At 58.1% G+C, this 16,384-nt stretch carries 13 protein-coding genes; 9 read left to right on the top strand and 4 right to left on the bottom strand.

The window, feature by feature from the left end; genetic code table 11:
* Positions 1–149: 149 nt before the first annotated feature.
* A complete protein-coding gene (locus ACZM8Y_RS05200; protein WP_308770431.1) occupies positions 150–815 on the bottom strand; it encodes a TetR/AcrR family transcriptional regulator in 666 nt (221 codons plus the stop codon).
* An 80-nt stretch (positions 816–895) separates the two neighbouring features.
* Positions 896–1,039 (bottom strand): hypothetical protein, encoded by a 144-nt coding sequence (locus ACZM8Y_RS05195; protein WP_482333758.1) that lies wholly within the window; start codon positions 1,037–1,039, stop codon positions 896–898.
* On the opposite strand from ACZM8Y_RS05195, the gene hlyD reads away from it, so the two are divergent.
* The 5 genes from hlyD (at position 1,023) to ACZM8Y_RS05170 (ending at position 8,074) form a co-directional block, all read left to right on the top strand.
* Positions 1,023–2,018, top strand: a complete 996-nt coding sequence (gene hlyD, locus ACZM8Y_RS05190) for a secretion protein HlyD (RefSeq protein WP_482333756.1) — start codon at positions 1,023–1,025, stop codon at positions 2,016–2,018. The two genes, ACZM8Y_RS05195 and hlyD, sit on opposite strands and share 17 nt — an antisense overlap.
* Complete coding sequence (locus ACZM8Y_RS05185) at positions 2,015–4,285, top strand: ATP-binding cassette domain-containing protein (protein ID WP_489501631.1); 2,271 nt, start codon at positions 2,015–2,017, stop codon at positions 4,283–4,285. Before hlyD ends, ACZM8Y_RS05185 begins: the two co-directional genes overlap by 4 nt.
* Positions 4,282–5,448 carry an ABC transporter permease gene (locus ACZM8Y_RS05180; protein ID WP_302551320.1) on the top strand — a complete coding sequence of 389 codons (1,167 nt, stop codon included), beginning with the start codon at positions 4,282–4,284 and terminating at the stop codon, positions 5,446–5,448. Before ACZM8Y_RS05185 ends, ACZM8Y_RS05180 begins: the two co-directional genes overlap by 4 nt.
* A gap of 360 nt (positions 5,449–5,808) precedes the next feature.
* Entirely contained in the window at positions 5,809–6,924 is a 1,116-nt protein-coding gene (locus ACZM8Y_RS05175) for an ABC transporter permease (protein ID WP_482333838.1), read from the top strand.
* A 313-nt stretch (positions 6,925–7,237) separates the two neighbouring features.
* Entirely contained in the window at positions 7,238–8,074 is an 837-nt protein-coding gene (locus ACZM8Y_RS05170) for a hemolysin family protein (protein WP_482333840.1), read from the top strand.
* Between the two features lie 1,051 nt (positions 8,075–9,125).
* On the opposite strand, the gene ACZM8Y_RS05165 is transcribed toward ACZM8Y_RS05170, so the two are convergent.
* Positions 9,126–10,307 carry an iron-containing alcohol dehydrogenase gene (locus ACZM8Y_RS05165; protein ID WP_479859510.1) on the bottom strand — a complete coding sequence of 394 codons (1,182 nt, stop codon included), beginning with the start codon at positions 10,305–10,307 and terminating at the stop codon, positions 9,126–9,128.
* Positions 10,308–10,770: 463 nt separating this feature from the next.
* Between ACZM8Y_RS05165 and rpsL the strand changes: the two genes are divergently transcribed.
* From rpsL to ACZM8Y_RS05145, 4 genes are all read left to right on the top strand, one after another.
* Positions 10,771–11,145 carry a 30S ribosomal protein S12 gene (rpsL, locus tag ACZM8Y_RS05160; protein WP_005027859.1) on the top strand — a complete coding sequence of 125 codons (375 nt, stop codon included), beginning with the start codon at positions 10,771–10,773 and terminating at the stop codon, positions 11,143–11,145.
* 218 nt (positions 11,146–11,363) lie between these two features.
* A complete protein-coding gene (gene rpsG / locus ACZM8Y_RS05155) occupies positions 11,364–11,834 on the top strand; it encodes a 30S ribosomal protein S7 (RefSeq protein ID WP_005027858.1) in 471 nt (156 codons plus the stop codon).
* A 12-nt stretch (positions 11,835–11,846) separates the two neighbouring features.
* On the top strand, positions 11,847–13,925 hold the full coding sequence (gene fusA / locus ACZM8Y_RS05150; protein ID WP_308771543.1) for an elongation factor G: 2,079 nt from the start codon (positions 11,847–11,849) through the stop codon (positions 13,923–13,925).
* A 40-nt stretch (positions 13,926–13,965) separates the two neighbouring features.
* A complete protein-coding gene (locus tag ACZM8Y_RS05145) occupies positions 13,966–14,268 on the top strand; it encodes a hypothetical protein (RefSeq protein WP_482333843.1) in 303 nt (100 codons plus the stop codon).
* A 712-nt stretch (positions 14,269–14,980) separates the two neighbouring features.
* Here ACZM8Y_RS05145 and ACZM8Y_RS05140 read toward each other — a convergent pair.
* Positions 14,981–16,087 (bottom strand): alpha/beta hydrolase family protein, encoded by a 1,107-nt coding sequence (locus tag ACZM8Y_RS05140; RefSeq protein ID WP_482333845.1) that lies wholly within the window; start codon positions 16,085–16,087, stop codon positions 14,981–14,983.
* Positions 16,088–16,384: the final 297 nt, after the last annotated feature.

Here is a 16,384-nt window from a genome sequence, read left to right as displayed (position 1 = left end):
CCGCACTGTGGAAATGAAACAACCGCGTACTCTAACAGAGCCATTCGATAGGGGGAAAGTCTTAGAAGGGGGAGGGGGAGGCCTGGAGGGGGCGGGGGAAACGTTCTCCAGGGCGTTTCCCCCGCCCCCTCCAAAATATTCCAGACGCCCTACCGGGCGGTTTCCCCCAAGGCGCGAAGGCCGCCGAGCATATACGCCAGCATGTCTTCAAGCAGGCCCTCCGCGTCGCCTGCGGTGGCGGGAAGCATGAGGGTGCGGAGCTTTTCCGGGAAGAGGATGAGCCCCATGCAGGGGAGGGCGACAAGGGCCGTCGCCCGCTGCACGGCGGGGGAATCCGGCGGAAGGCCCGTGATGTCCCGGATCAGCTCCCGGAGTTTTTGGGATTTCGGGAATACCGCCGTTGTGATGAATTTGGGCACGAAGGGCGAGGGCGAGGCCAGCTCGCGCAGGAAGATCCTGATCCCCCAGAGATCGGAAGCGTTCATGGCGGTACGGATGATGTGCTCCAGAAACACACGGAGCTTTTCTTCCGGCGCAGCCTCGGAAGCGATGATCATGTTTAAATCCTCCAGGCTGAGCATTTGCCGGTGCGCCTCGATCAGCACTTCCTCGTACAGGCCTTCCTTGCCGCCGAAATAGTAGTTCACGGCTGCGCCGTTCGTTCCCGCCCGTTCGCATATTTCCTTGCTGGTGGCTTCGGCGAAGCCCCGTTCGGCAAAAACCTTGCCTGCGGCCTCAAGGACAATGGCCCGCGTTGAGCGGCCGTCGCTCCGCTGCGCGCGTTTGGGGCGCTGAGGGGGATTTGTTTTGTTCATAATGGCTTTTTGTAGGCAAAATCGGCCGGCAAGTCAAATTTAAAATTGAAATTTTAATTTGACTTGATATTATCCTTTTCCTATCCTCGTATCTCAGGCAGATTGTTGCAGGCCGTCCGCAGATGGCTTTCCAAAACCCCCGATCCGGGCTGCGGGCTCCCCTTCTCCCGGTTTCCTTCATCCTGATTCTTCATGTCGGAGGCATCCATGTTGAAGCGCATCATTCTGATTCTCGTTGCCCTTGCCTGCGCCGCCGGGGGCATCTGGTGGCTGTACGGCGGGAAGCGGCAGCCTTCGGATCTGCTGACGCTGTACGGCAACGTGGACATCCGGCAGGTGGATGTCGGCTTTCGCGTGGGCGGGCGCGTGGCCGAACTTTTCAAGGAAGAGGGCGACGTGGTGAAAACGGGGGAACGCCTCGCGCGCCTTGATGCCAAGCCGTATGAGGAGGTTTTTGATCAGGCCGCCGCCGAGCTTTCCATGCAGGAAATCGAATTGAGGAAGATGGCTGCGGGGTATCGCACGGAAGACATCGAGCAGGCGCGCGCCACCCTGAACGGGGCGCAGGCCGTGTATGCGAACGCCGCCAGCAACCTGCGGCGCGTGGAGCGGCTGCGGCGGCAGAACGCCGTTTCGCAGCAGTCCCTTGATGAGGCGCGCGCGTCCTATGGCGATGCGCTGGCCCGCCGCAACGCCGCCCGCGAACAGTTGCAGCTTATGGAAAGCGGGTACCGCTCCGAAGACATTGAGCGCCAGAAGGCGGCGGTGGAGGCCGCCCGCGCCGGACTCGCCCGCGCAACGACGGATTTGCAGGATACCGAGCTGTTCGCCCCGCAGGACGGCGTGATCCTGACCCGCGTGCACGAGATCGGCGCGGTGGTGCAGGGCGGGCAGACCGTCTATACCGTGACGCTGAACAATCCCGTGTGGATACGGGCCTATGTCACGCAGCCGAACCTCGGGAACATCCGGCCCGGACAGGAGGTGCTCCTGTCCATCGACGCCACGCCGGACAAAACGTACCGGGGGCGCATCGGCTTTATTTCACCGACCGCCGAATTTACGCCGAAGACCGTGGAAACCAGGGAAGTGCGGAATGATCTGGTGTTCCGTTTCCGCGTCATCGCCGACGATCCCGACAACGTGATGCGGCAGGGGATGCCCGTCACCGTGACGCTCCGCAAGGACGGAGGCAGGCCGTGAGCCCTTCGCCGCAGCCTGTGATCCGGCTTCAGGGCGTTTCCAAGGTTTTCCCTGACGTGCCGCCGGGCACGCCTCCCGCGCTTTCCAGCCTGACGGCGGATGTCCCCTCCGGTTTGGTCGTGGGGCTTGTAGGCCCGGACGCCGCCGGCAAGACGACGCTCATGCGCTTGCTGGCCGGGCTGCTCCTGCCGACATCCGGCAGCGTGGAAGTGCTTGGGCGCGCGCCCGGTTCCGATGGGGAGAGCCGTACGGCTTCAAACCGGCGGGCCGTGTCCGGGGGCGCGCCCCTCCCCGATGCGCCGGGCGAAGCCGTCCGTGATGTCGGGTATATGCCGCAGCGTTTCGGTTTGTATGAAGATCTGTCCGTCATCGACAACCTTAACCTTCATGCCGAGCTGCGCGGGCTTGAGGGCCCGGCGCGTCGGGCCATGTTTGAAAAGCTGCTGGCGTTCACGGCATTGAAGCCGTTTACGGATCGGCTGGCGGGAAAGCTTTCCGGCGGCATGAAGCAGAAGCTCGGCCTTGCCTGCGCGCTGTTGACCACGCCCCGCCTGCTGCTGCTCGATGAGCCGGGGGTGGGCGTCGATCCGCTTTCCCGGCGCGAGCTGTGGAAAATGGTGTCCGAGCTCGCCGTGGGCGGCATGTCGGTGCTTTGGTCTACGGCCTATATGGATGAGGCCGAGCGCTGCGCCCATGTGCTGATGCTCGATCAGGGGCGCCTTGTGTATCAGGGGCCGCCCGCCGGGTTTACGGGCCGGGTGGCGAAGCGCGTCTTTTCCTTCGTGCCGCCGTCCGGCGAAGCGCGGGCGATGCTGGCCCGCTGGCAGCAGGAGCCGGATATCCGCGACGCGCTCATTCAGGGCAACCGCATCCGGGTGGTGCTCCGTGATCCGCACGGCGGCCCGTTTTCCCGCAACTGCGTTGAGCTGCACCCCGTCGCGCCGCGCCTTGAGGACGCCTACATCGACGCCGTGGGCGGCATGGATCAGCGGCCCTCCCCGTTTTTGCCCGTGAGCGGGAGGGGGGGCGTGGAAGAACCGGGGGAGGGAAGGGGAAACCTTTCTGGAGAAAGGTTATCCCCTTCCCTCCCCCGGACCCCCTCCCTTCCCCTTCCCAAGACTTTCGCACGCGGGCGGGAGGCGGGGGCCCTTTCGGAAGGCGGGGCCGCCTCCCGGCCTTCCGTTGAACCGGCTGGGGCGGGCGGCTCCCATGCCGGAGAGAACGCCAAGCTGAGTAAACCGCCCGTCGCGGGCATCTCCTCAACAGAGTCATCATCATCATCATCATCTTCTTCTTCTTCTTCTTCTTCTTCTTCTTCTTCTTCTTCTTCGGCCTCTTCGCCTTCGGGGAAGCATGGGGACAGGGATTCGATAAGCGCAAAAGTCTTTGGAAGAGGAGGGATGGGGGTCCGGGGGAAGGGAGGGGAAAGCTTTTCTTCAGAAAAGTTTCCCCTCCCTTCCCCCGGCGATTCCACCCCGCCCCCCGTTCCCGCCGCACAGCCTGTGATCCGCGCCGTGGGCCTGACCAAGAAGTTTGGGACATTCGTCGCGGCGCACGACATCACCTTCGAGGTGCAGCCGGGGCGCATCTTCGGGCTGCTTGGCCCCAACGGGGCGGGGAAGTCCACGACGTTCAGGATGCTGTGCGGCCTGTCGCGCCCCACCGAGGGGGAATGCTTCGTCGCGGGAATGAACCTGCTCACCGCGGGCGGGGCCGCACGGGCCAAACTCGGCTATATGGCGCAGAAGTTTTCCCTCTACGGCGAACTGACCGTGCAGCAGAACATGCGGCTCATGGCGGATCTGTACGGGCTGGAGCGGAGCAGGGTGAAGCCGCGTATCGAACAGCTTGTCGAGGCGCTGGATCTGGGGCCGTTCCGGGATGTCCGGGCGTTCAACCTGCCGCTCGGACAGAAGCAGCGCCTTGCCATGGCCTGCGCCACACTGCACGAGCCGCCCGTGCTGTTTCTTGACGAACCGACATCGGGCGTCGATCCCCGGACGCGCCGGGAATTTTGGAAGCATATCAACGCCATGACCCAGAACGGCGTGGCGGTGCTCGTCACGACCCACTTTATGGAAGAGGCCGAATATTGCGACGAAATTGCGCTGGTGTTTCAGGGCGGGATCATTGCGCGGGGCACGCCCGACGAGCTCAAGGGCAAAGCGCCCGGAGCGGGGGAAAACGGCGGCGCGGCGGACATGACGCTTGAAGAGGCGTTTATTGCCTATATTGAGGACGTGCAGCGTAAGGGAGGTCACGCATGAGCAATGCCGATCCGGGCCGGGCGCGGCCCGCTTTCCAGTGGCTCGCGCAGCTTTTCGCGCTCATGGGCAAGGAGAGCAAGCAGATTATCCGTGATCCGTCCTCCTATCTGGTCGCGGCAATCCTGCCCATGATCTTCCTGCTGCTGTTCGGCTACGGCATCACGCTGGACGCCGGGGTCATGGACATCGTGATCCTCGACGAGAGCAACAGCCGGTCGGGGCTGCAATTGCAGGAAAATTTCGCCCACTCCCCGAACTTCCGCGTCCATGAGGCCCGGTCGCGTTCCGAAGCCGGGCGTATGATGCGCGACAGCGTGATTTCGGGCTTCATCGTCATCCCCTACAACTTTGAGGCGCTGCTTGTGGGCGGGCAGGGCAAGGCGGCGGTTGCCCCCATTCAGGTGATCGTGTCGGGAGGCGAGCCGAACACGGCGAACTTCATACGCGGCTACAGCCAAGGCGTCATCGCCAACTGGCAGCAGACGCGGACGCCCGGCGGGGTTGTCCAGAAGCAGCCCCTTGACGTGGCCCCGCGCTACTGGTTCAACCCGGCGGCGAAGAGCCGCTGGTATCTGGTGCCCGGCTCCATCACCATCGTCATGACGCTCATCGGGACCATGCTCACGGCGCTGGTCATTGCCCGCGAGTACGAACGGGGGACGATGGAAGCCCTTTTCGCCACGCCCGTGACCCGGATGCAGATCCTGCTCGGAAAGCTGATCCCGTATTACTTCCTCGGCATGTTTTCCATGACCATCTGTGCGCTGGCGGGGGTGTTCCTGTTTGAGGTTCCCCTGCGCGGCTCGGTGTTCGCCCTGTTCCTCTTGTCGAGCACCTTCCTCATGCCCGCACTTGGGCAGGGGCTGCTCATTTCCATCCTCACCAAGCAGCAGCTCCTTGCCGCCCAGACCGGGCTGATCACCGGGTTCCTGCCCGCCGTCATCCTGTCCGGGTTCATCTTTGACATCAACAGTATGCCCGACGCGCTGCAATACCTTACGCTGGCCATCCCCGCGCGGCATTTCAACACGGCGCTTCAGACGGTCTTCCTTGCCGGGGACATCTGGCCCGTGTTCCTTCCGCGCATGGCCTTCATGCTTGGGCTTGGCGCCGCCTTTCTGGTCATTACGTACAGGAAGCTGGTGAAGCGGTTGGATGTGTGAACCTTGGGGGGAGGGCCTCTGAAAAGGAGCCCCTCCAGCCTCTTGCCTTCCTCACAATGCAGGGGCAAGGGGCCGCCGCCTGTTGCTGGGGGACATTCGCCTTTTCGATGATTTTTAAAGGCTCTGTTATATATGTGTGGTTGTTTCATCTCCACGGTACGGTGAAAATACAGCCTTTTTCTCCGGTTTTCCCCTTGGTGGGAGCTACGGCTAAAACATTTTGTTGGTTATCCCTTTGGAACTTCAAAGAAAGCATCAGTCATTTTCTATGATGCAGCCTTTTTAAAAAATTCATTTTGGATAGTTGCAAGGCGGCTTTCATTGCAAACGTGAATGTCTCGTTGCCGGAGGTCTATTGTTATGATGCGAACGCTTCGCCGTATCCTTGCGATTGCGCGGAAAGAGCTGTTGGTGCTCATGGGCACGCGGCAGAGCCGGTTCATGGTGCTGATCCCGCCGATCATCCAGATTTTCATCTTTGCGTGGGCGGCCACGATGGAAGTAAAAAACGTGGACGTGGTGGTGATCAATGAAGATTCAGGATACTGGAGCCAGGAGGTCATCAGCCGGCTGCGCGGTTCGCCGACCTTCAGGCACATCACGTTCGAGGACGATTTCAAGAAGGCCGAGGAAGCCATCAACCGTCAGGACGTGCTGGTGGTGATGCACTTTCAGAACGACTTTTCCGCCAAGGTGGAGCGGGGCGTGCCCGCCGAGGTGCAGTTGCTGCTGGACGGGCGGCGATCCAATACCGCCCAGATTTTGACGCAGTATGTCCAGCAGATCGTACAGGGGCTGGCGACGGCAACGCCCGCTTTCGTGCAGGCCAGGCCGTCCCGCGTTGAGGTCGAGGCTCTGAACTGGTTCAACCCGAACCTCGATTTCCGCTGGTTCATCCTGCCGAACCTGATCGGCACGATCAATTTCTTGATGGGGATGATCATTACCGGGCTGACCGTGGCGCGGGAACGGGAGCTCGGCACGTTCGACCAGATGCTTGTCTCGCCCGCGAGCCCGGTGGAGATCGCCTGCGGGAAGCTGATCCCCGGCTGTGTGGTCGGGCTTGTGCACGGGACCATCTTCTTTTTTTCCATAATCGGGTTCTTCGATGTGCCGTTTGTGGGGTCTGTGGCGGTGCTGTACGTGACCATGCTGCTGTTCTCGCTTTCGGTGAGCAGCATCGGGCTTATGGTGTCCTCGTTCGCCTCCACGCAGCAGCAGGCTTTTTTGGGGTGCTTTACCGTGGGCGTGCCGTGCATCCTGCTTTCGGGATTCATGACGCCCGTGAACAACATGCCGATGTTCTTACAGGATCTGAGCCAACTGAACCCGCTGAGGCATTTTATCGTGATCCTTCAGGGGCTGTTCCTCAAGGATATCACCATGAGCGCGGCGCTGGACAGCAGCGCGCGGATCGCCGCGATCACGGCGGTATCCATGCTGTGCGCGATCTGGATGTTTACGCGCAAGGCCTAGGGCCGAGACATTCGCCTTTTTGATGGTTTTCTAAAGAATTCTTTTTGGATTTTAGATGGTTGAAATACGCTTTCCCTTGTAAAGGCGAATGCCTCCCAGGGCCCGGCACGTTGCGTATCGGTTCAGGAATGGCTATAAAGAAAAGACCATGCCGCGCAAGGCGTTGCCGGGGCCCCGTGAAGGGCGTCCGGGAGGCCGCCGCCGGTAGCAAAGGCGAATGGAATAGTGTATGTGGGCTCCACCCAGGGATCAGGCGCAGCCCCTGCCCGGCAGGAACGCCGTCGTCCCTTCACCTTTACCTGAGGAGATACGCTTGGACCTAAGTACGGACAAAAGTTTGTGGGATCGGGTTTGCAGCCTGTTCGGAGGCCGCTCTGGGGACTCAATCGAGCAGGCCGTCATGGAAGCCCGCGACGAAGGGGAACTGGATCTCGCCGAAGGCTCCATGATCCTGAGCATCCTGCGCCTTGACGACGTGCAGGTGCAGGACATCATGACCCCGCGGACTGATTTCGACTGTATGCCTACGGGCGCACCCGTGAGCGAGGTGGCGCAGTGCATTTTGGAAACCGGACATTCCAGATTGCCCATCTACAAGGATACGCGCGACAACATCATCGGGATCGCCTATGCCAAGGATCTCATCAGCCTCCTCATTGATCCGGCCAAGCACCATACTCCGGTGGACGAAATCATGCGTTCGCCCTTTTTTGTACCCGAAACCAAGATCGTGAGCGAGCTGCTTCAGGAATTCCGGTCCCGCAAGAACCATATCGCCATCGCCGTGGACGAATATGGCGGGACGTCCGGCCTTGCCACCATCGAGGACATCCTTGAGGAGATCGTGGGCGACATTGAGGATGAGCACGATGCGCCCAAGGAAGAGGATATCCATCCGCTTGGGGATTCGCGTTATGCGCTGTCCGGCCGCGCCTACCTTGAGGATCTGGAAGAACTCGGCATCAAGCTGGAAGCTGACGAGGTGGATACCATCGGCGGCTACCTGTGCCTTGAAGCCGGGCATGTTCCAGAAAAGGGAGAAATTTTTGAGTGCGGCGGCTGGCGGTTCATCGTGGACGAAGCCGACGCCAAACAAATCCGCCGTGTGATCGTGGAACCCGCCACGCAGGAAGAGGACGGCGCCGAATAGACGGGGGCTCCCCTTTGCGGGGAGCTTTCCGGCGTACGTCTCCCGCCCGGAAATCACGGTAGGATGGCTCCCCCTTGCAGGGGGCTTTCGCCGTCCCCACCTCCACGAAAGAGCTCATAGAAGGTTCGCCCCTTTGTGGGGGGCTTCCAACGCAAGAAAAGGCCGGAACCCAATGCTGGGATTCCGGCCTTTCCCTTTTCATTTGCGGACGGTTACCAGCGTCCTCTGCCCGGTGTGGAGGTAGGCGCCGGGCAGTCATGAAATCGTTTTTCTCCAAAAATTTTGAAACGGCCCATTGGGAATGGCGCCCCGCCGCCTCTCTTCAACAAAAAAACGAGATTGTGTCGTCAACTAGATATAATCTATTGAAACTATGAAATTATTTTTCAAAGCTATAAAAGTTATTTGAATGATTTCAAATAGTTATATAAAATAACAACACGACCTAGGCGTTTCATAGAAAATGGTTGATGCCTTTTTCCTTGAAGTTCCAAAGGGCTGACCGATGAATGCCTTAGCCCTGTATTCCGCCAAGAGGAAAACTGGAGAAAAAGGCTGTATTTTCATTGCACTGTGAAAATACAGCAATCACATACTTTAATCTATGACAGAGCCAAAACTATAACGGAAGCAGAGAACGGCTTATTTTTTTGTCTGCGGCGCAGCAAGCGATTGCTGTTTTCTTTCCTGACTCCCTAGGCCGTGTCGTTGTTTGAAATATAACTATATGAAATTATTGAAACAATTTTTTACAATTTAAAAAATAATTTAATGATTTCAATGTATTATATTAATCAACGACATGGCCTAAAGGAAGAAGCAACACAATTCTTCAATTATGAAACCCGCCAACGGGAAAATGAAGAAATGCCTATCTGCTTCACCCTATTTATGGAAACAAAACAGCCACGGATGATGGCCTTCCCTTTCCATACGGCGGGACTCCTGCCGCGCAGCCTCCCCACCAGTCGAAGTTTTTGCGGGAGGGGGTTCGGGGGAGGGCGCTTTTTTCAAAAAGCGCCCTCCCCCGATATCTTCACTTCAATCCTAATCAGAACGCGATTTCGTACAGATGCTGAACGGCGGCGTCGGTCATCTTGCGCGGGTTGGTGAGGCCACAGGCGTCCTTCTGGGCATTGGCGACCATCGTCGGGATGTCGTCGCGGCTGACTTCCTTGCCGTATCGCTTGGCAAGCGCGGTGATGCTGGACGGGATGCCCACATCCTGCGACAGGCGGCGGATGGCGGAAATGGCCAGTTCGGCGGCGTCGCGCTTGGAGAGCCCCTCTACGTGCTCATCCATCATACGGGCGATATTGATGAATTTGTCAAGGTGGGCGAGCAGGTTGTACTCTTCCACGATGGGCAGGAGGATGGCGTTGCACTCGCCGTGGGGCAGGTTGTAGAAGCCGCCAAGCTGGTGGGCCATGGCGTGCACGTGCCCAAGGCTGGCGTTGTTGAAGGCCATGCCGGCAAGGTACTGGGCGTAGCACATGCCTTCGCGGGCATGGATGTCGCTGCCGTTGGCGACGGCGCGGCGCAGGTTTTCGGAAACCAGCTTGATGGCCTTTTCGGCACAGGCGTCGGTCAGCGGGGTAGCGCCGGTGGAGACGTAGGCCTCGACCGCATGGGTGAGCGCGTCCATGCCGGTGGCGGCGGTCAGGGCCGGGGGCATGCCGACCATCAGGATGGGGTCGTTGATGGCGACGCTCGGCGTGATGCGCCAGTCGACGATGGCCATTTTCACTTTGCGGACGCTGTCGGTGATAATACAGAACCGGGTGATTTCGGAGGCGGTGCCCGCAGTGGTGTTTACGGCAAGGTAGGGGGGCATGGCCTTGGTGGACTTGTCCACGCCTTCGTAGTCGTGGATTTTGCCGCCGTTGGAAACGACGAGGCCGATGCCCTTGCAACAGTCATGGGAGGAGCCGCCGCCGATGGAGATAAGGCTGTCGCACTCTTCTTTGCGGTACAGTTCGGCGCCGGCTTCGACATTGATGTCGGTGGGGTTCGGAACCGTCTCATCATAGATGGCGTATTCCATTGCCGCTTCGTCGAGGATATCCGTAATTTGTTTCAGAATGCCGGTGTGGACGATACCTTTGTCCGTGACAAGCAGCGGCTTCGTGGCGTTCAGATAAACGATACGTTCAGGGATAGCTTTTGCAGCGCCTACACCAATAAGCGTAACGTTAGGAATAAAGAAGCCGTCAACTTTTTCAACAATAGCCATTGTGGTATCCTCCACTGTTTATAGATGGACATAAACAAGGCAAGAAGAAAAGCGGGACCAAAGAAAGTATAGAAACTTTCTTCTCTCTTTTGGGTCAGCGTATGATGTTTCAAAAAACAGGTCAATAGGCTTTTATAAAATACACGGCATGTGAAAAAAGATTTTTTTATCTATAGAAATTGTTTTTTGCCGTAAGAGATAAAATATTTTTTCACATAGAAATAGATTGTGCATTCATTCAATTCGTTGATTGAACAAACATGCTCGGAAATGCTTCATGATTGGCAATGAATAAAACGCATTGCTCAAATAAATAGTAATGATGTTTTTTTTCGGAGAAAGGGAAACCGCAGGAGGGGCCGGGAAGGGCCCCGCGATTTGCAAATGGGCTTGACAACAAAAAATATCCGTTGTAGGAGTGACTCCTTTCGGAACATTTACCCACTCCTATGGAGGAAAACAGATGCCAACTATCAACCAGCTTATCCGCGTCGCGCGGAAGAAGGTTGTGAAGCACAAAAAGACCCCGGCCCTGCAGGCTTGCCCCCAGCGCCGCGGCGTGTGCACCCGCGTGTACACGACGACCCCGAAGAAGCCGAACTCGGCTCTGCGTAAGGTCGCCCGTGTGCGCCTCACCAACGGCCTCGAAGTCACCGCGTACATCCCCGGTGAAGGCCACAACCTTCAGGAACACTCCGTCGTCATGATTCGCGGCGGCCGTGTGAAAGACCTTCCCGGTGTCCGTTACCACATCGTCCGTGGTACTCTGGATACCTCCGGCGTGCAGGATCGCCGCCAGCGCCGTTCCAAGTACGGCGCCAAGCGTCCGAAGTCCTAAGCCGCAAAGCTTTTCCGGCAAGAGGCTGACGGCGTTGCGCCGTCCTTGCGGATTTTCGCATCACAGTGTCATGCCACGGGTGCGCGTCCATGCCCCCCCGCAACGGGAGGGGCGCAGTGGGAACACACCAAGGCAGCCCGAACGGTTCGCCGCATCGGGAAACCGCATAGCACTGCAACCCCCTGACGTAACGCGTCCGCGTTACCCGGAGAATTTTCATGCCCCGTAAAGGTCCCATCCCCAGAAGGGAAGTTCTGCCTGATCCGATTTATGGCAGCCGCTTGGCCGCCCGTTTCGTGAACCGTCTCATGTACGACGGCAAGAAGGGCGCCGCCGAAAAGATTTTCTATGGCGCCCTTGAAGTCCTCGCCGAAAAGACCGGCGAAGAAGCGCTGCGCGCCTTCGAAAAGGCTCTCGAAAACGTGAAGCCCCATCTCGAAGTCAAGGCCCGCCGCGTGGGCGGCGCCACCTATCAGGTGCCTATGGAAGTGCGCCCTGATCGCCAAGTCTCCCTTTCCATCCGTTGGCTGATCACCTACGCCCGTTCCCGCGGTGAAAAGGGCATGTCCAACAAGCTCGCCGCCGAGCTTCTGGATGCCTTCAACAGCCGCGGCGGGGCCGTGAAGAAAAAGGAAGACACCCATCGCATGGCCGAAGCCAACAAGGCTTTCGCGCATTACCGCTGGTAGTCGGGGAGAAACATGGCTCGTTTAGCACCTATCGAAAAAATGCGGAATATCGGCATCATGGCCCACATCGATGCCGGTAAGACCACGACGACCGAACGCATCCTGTACTACACCGGCGAAAACCATAAAATCGGCGAAACCCACGAGGGCGGCGCCACGATGGACTGGATGGAACAGGAGCAGGAACGCGGCATCACCATCACTTCCGCCGCGACGACTTGTTTCTGGCTTGAACACCAGATCAACATCATCGACACCCCCGGCCACGTCGACTTCACCATCGAAGTGGAACGCTCCCTGCGCGTGCTCGATGGTGCCGTGGCCGTATTCGACGCCGTCGCCGGCGTGGAGCCCCAGTCTGAAACCGTGTGGCGCCAGGCCAACCGCTACGGTGTGCCCCGTATCTGCTTCATCAACAAGATGGACCGCATCGGCGCCAACTTCTTCCGCAGCGTGGACATGATCCGCGACCGCCTGAAAGCAAAGCCCGTCTGCCTCCAGATTCCGATCGGGGCTGAAGACAAGTTCGAGGGCGTCGTTGACCTCATTAACGGCCGCGCCGTCCGCTTTGACAAAGAATCCAAGGGCCTCCAGATCATCTACGGTGAAATCCCCGAGGATCTCAAGGATCTGTACGAAGAAAAGCGCCTTGAGCTGCTGGACTCCGTGGCGGAAGAAGATGAAGAATTGATGGAAAAGTACCTCGAAGGCCATGAACTGACCGTTGAGGAAATCAATTCCTGCATCCGTAAGGGCACCATCCGCCAGAGCATCGTGCCCGTCCTGTGCGGCACCGCGTTCCGTAACATCGGTGTGCAGCCTCTGCTCGACGCGGTTGTGAACTACCTGCCTTCTCCCCTCGACATCGAGCAGATGGTGGGCCACAACCCCGAAAACCCGGAAGAAGAGATCGTCTGCCCCAGCTCGGACAAGGAACCGCTCGCCGGTCTCGTGTTCAAGCTGGCCTCCGACCCCTTTGTGGGCCATCTGGCGTTCTTCCGCATCTATTCGGGCGTGATCGAAGCCGGTACGACGCTGTACAACGCCAACAACGGCAAGAAGGAACGCCTTGGCCGCCTGCTCCGCATGCACGCCAACAAGCGTGAGGACATCAAGTCCGCCGGCGCCGGCGACATCGTGGCTCTCGTGGGCATGAAGCTTGCTTCCACCGGCGATACGATCTGCGACGAAAAGCGTCCCGTGGTGCTCGAATCCCTCGATATTCCGGAACCGGTTATCGAAGTGGCCATCGAACCCAAGACGAAGACCGACCGTGACGCCCTCTCCGCCGCGCTCAACAAGCTGGCGAAGGAAGACCCGTCCTTCCGCGTGAAGGGCAACGAAGAAACCGGCCAGACCCTCATCGCGGGCATGGGCGAACTGCATCTGGACATCATCGTTGACCGTCTGGTCCGCGAATTCAACGTGAACGCCAACGTCGGCAAGCCTCAGGTTGCCTACCGCGAAACGATCACGAAGCCCAGCAAGTCCGACCTGAAGTACGCCAAGCAGTCCGGCGGCCGCGGCCAGTACGGTCACTGCGTGATCGAAGTCGAACCCAACCCGGAAAAGGGTTACGAGTTCGTCAACGCGATCACCGGCGGCGTGATTCCGAAGGAATACATTCCTTCCATCGACAAGGGTATTCAGGACGCCCTGAAGTCCGGTGTGCTCGCCGGCTTCCCGGTTGTGGACGTGAAGGTCACCCTGGTCTTCGGTTCCTACCACGAAGTCGACTCCTCCGAACAGGCCTTCTATGTGGCCGGTTCGATGGCCATCAAGGACGCCATGCAGAAGGCGACCCCCGCTCTCCTCGAACCCTATATGGACGTGGAAGTGGTGACCCCCGACGATTACCTTGGCGACGTGATGGGCGACCTCAACGGACGCCGTGGCCGCGTGCAGTCTATGGAAGCCCGCGCCGGTGCTCAGGTTGTCCGCGCCCAGGTTCCGCTGTCCGAAATGTTCGGCTACGCCACGGATCTGCGTTCCCGTACGCAGGGCCGCGCGACCTTCACGATGCAGTTCCACCACTATGAAAAGGTGCCTGCGGCTATCGCTGAAGAAGTCAGCAAGAAGGCTGCGAACTAAACCCTATATGATTAGATGCGCCTCCGGCGGCAAGGGGGGCATGATGCCCCCCTTGACCCCCTCGGCGCGGTCTTTGAAAACAAACACCCCGGACGGTTTCCGTCCGGGGTGTTTGTTTTCAAAGACCGCTTTTCACTCGACGGCCGTTCCTTTTTTGCGGCAACGGGGCACTTGTTTTTTGCCCGTCATCGTCTTTTTTGGGGGGCTGTCATGGGATATGGTTGCCTCATCTCCACAGGATAATGAAAAATACGGCCTTTTCTCCGGTTTTCTCATTGGCGGAATCCATGACTATGGCATTTTATTGGCTATTCCCTTGGAACTTCAGGGAAAAAAGCATTAGCCATTTTCTATGGCACAGTCTGATAATATATTTTATTCTATTAAGAGAGATACTATCTTGTTTTATGGCAGAGCCTTCTTTTTCCCATGACAGAAACGGTTGAATGGAATTCCATCCAACCGTTTTTTGTTCGGCAGTTTTTGTTGTCTCTAACCGGGAAGGGTATTCAATAGGGATTCAGTCAATGCGAAAGTTTTTGGAAAGGGAGGGCTGAAGAGATAGGGAGGAAATGCAGCGGTGTTTCCATTCCCTAGGGCCTGTTCACGCAAACAGAGAATAAACATTATCTTTACAAATGGTTATCCTCATTTGAGCGATGCTGCGTTTTCTTCAACCCCCTTTAATCATGGGAAAATGCAGCATAGTATGAACACACCCTATGCAAGGTTCCCTTCCCTTATCAGTTTCCGATGGCTCTGTCATAGCACATGGTTGTTTTGTTTTAGCAATATGCTGAAAATATATGTTTTTTTCTCAAAATTTTCCGCTGGTGGGCTCTGTGATTGGGGATTTTATTGGTTATTTCTTTGAAATTTCAAGGAAATAAAGCATCAACCGTTTTCTATGACACAGCCTTTCCGATTTATGCTCTGTCTTCTAGGGCGTGTCGTCAATTAGATACAATCTGTTGAAATTATTTAACTATCTTTTAAGGGTTATAAAAGGTTATTTCAATATTTTCAAATTATTACATGCAAAATGACGAAACGGCCTAGCGTTTTTTCTTGCGGACAGCGTTTTTTTCCGGCGTGGAGGGCTGGGGTGCGATTTGGGGATTGTCTTCGGGCTCAGGAGGGAGCGGCGGAGGGTTGGGGGTGCCGAGATGCTTGAGGAAGAAGGCGATGGATTCAGCGGCCATTTTTTCCTGTACGGCTTTCCGGCGTGAAGGGGCGACGGCAAGGCACATTTCAGGAAGTGTCTGATTCAGGTTCTCGCCGCAGGACGACATCAGGGTGGCGGTGTCGGCATCGGGCAATATGCCAAGCTGTGGGGGCTGGGGCATAGCACTCAGGAGGCGTTCCGCGTGCTGAAGGGTATAGAGGGGCGTCTTCTCGGCACGGAGCAGCAGGACAGGAATACGGATGCGGGATAGGCTGGCGGGGGTGAACATCATGGCATAGGAAGGGGAAACGGCAGCTGCGGCGCGGACACGCCTGTCGCGGTAGGGGGCGGAAAGGTTGGGCGCGGTGGAAAAAGCCCCCATGCGCTGCCGTGCCCACGGCGTGCAGTATGGATCGGCGTTTTCTTCCTTTCCTGCGCAGTAGATGGGCCATCCGGCCGCGTCCAGCCGTGCTCCGGCGATGAGCATGGCTGCCGTACCGCCGGGGCCGACGCCGAGGACGCCGATGCGGTCGGGATCGATGAGCGGCCCCGTTTCGGGATTGGCCAGGGCAATGTCCAGTGCCTGTGTGAGCTGTTTGGCCCGGCCTGCCACCTGCGCGGGCATAAAAAGGGTACCCATCTCATCCACGTTGTCGCCGGGATGCGTGAAGGCCATGACGACAAAGCCGTTGCGGGCAAGCTGCGATGCCAGTTCATGCAGGGAAAAGCGTGAGCCCGCACTGTCATGGGAGAGCAGGATGAGCGGGTGTTTTCCTTCCACTGGGGCCCTGCCGCGTGCGGCGGAAAAGCTCCAGTCGCCGTAATTGACCTGAAAGGGAGTGGAACGGCTGGGATACCAGACGGCGAAGTCCAAGCGTATGTTTTGGGCCGGCTCCCAGATGCCGAGGGTTTTAAAGCCCGGTTGCAGAGGCGCTGCATACGCCGGGCAAATCAGTGTGAGGAACGTGAGCAGGAAAAAGAGAAAACGGCGCGTCACGATGGCTCCGGTATCTGCTGAGGAAAGGGAATATGGTTCCCTTTGAGGTTTGTTGGGTAGGGCGGGGAGAAGTTCCCCGCTGCGTGTCGGCACCCTACCGTGAATGAAGGGAAAAGGGAATTGCGGAAAAGGCGGCAGGGGGAACGGCGGCTCGGCTTTTCATCAGTGAGGGTCGGTTCCGTCCAGAGTATTCCATCTTTACCCTGTACGTTGCTTCAAACGGTAATCCGCCTTGGGGAACGCTGGAAACAGGGATTCGATAAACACAAAAGTCTTTGAAGTGGAGGGGGTGGGGTT

It is taken from the genome of Bilophila sp. (assembly GCF_057864385.1).
This window is presented reverse-complemented; position numbering and strand designations above follow the sequence as displayed.

What these genes read in the sequence shown, in the direction of transcription:
- ACZM8Y_RS05200 (WP_308770431.1), bottom strand. Translation starts at nt 815, where the DNA reads ATGAACAAAACAAATCCCCCTCAGCGCCCCAAACGCGCGCAGCGGAGC.
- hlyD (WP_482333756.1), top strand. Translation starts at nt 1,023, where the DNA reads ATGTTGAAGCGCATCATTCTGATTCTCGTTGCCCTTGCCTGCGCCGCC.
- ACZM8Y_RS05195 (WP_482333758.1), bottom strand. Translation starts at nt 1,039, where the DNA reads ATGATGCGCTTCAACATGGATGCCTCCGACATGAAGAATCAGGATGAA.
- ACZM8Y_RS05180 (WP_302551320.1), top strand. Translation starts at nt 4,282, where the DNA reads ATGAGCAATGCCGATCCGGGCCGGGCGCGGCCCGCTTTCCAGTGGCTC.
- ACZM8Y_RS05175 (WP_482333838.1), top strand. Translation starts at nt 5,809, where the DNA reads ATGATGCGAACGCTTCGCCGTATCCTTGCGATTGCGCGGAAAGAGCTG.
- ACZM8Y_RS05165 (WP_479859510.1), bottom strand. Translation starts at nt 10,307, where the DNA reads ATGGCTATTGTTGAAAAAGTTGACGGCTTCTTTATTCCTAACGTTACG.
- rpsL (WP_005027859.1), top strand. Translation starts at nt 10,771, where the DNA reads ATGCCAACTATCAACCAGCTTATCCGCGTCGCGCGGAAGAAGGTTGTG.
- rpsG (WP_005027858.1), top strand. Translation starts at nt 11,364, where the DNA reads ATGCCCCGTAAAGGTCCCATCCCCAGAAGGGAAGTTCTGCCTGATCCG.
- fusA (WP_308771543.1), top strand. Translation starts at nt 11,847, where the DNA reads ATGGCTCGTTTAGCACCTATCGAAAAAATGCGGAATATCGGCATCATG.
- ACZM8Y_RS05145 (WP_482333843.1), top strand. Translation starts at nt 13,966, where the DNA reads ATGATGCCCCCCTTGACCCCCTCGGCGCGGTCTTTGAAAACAAACACC.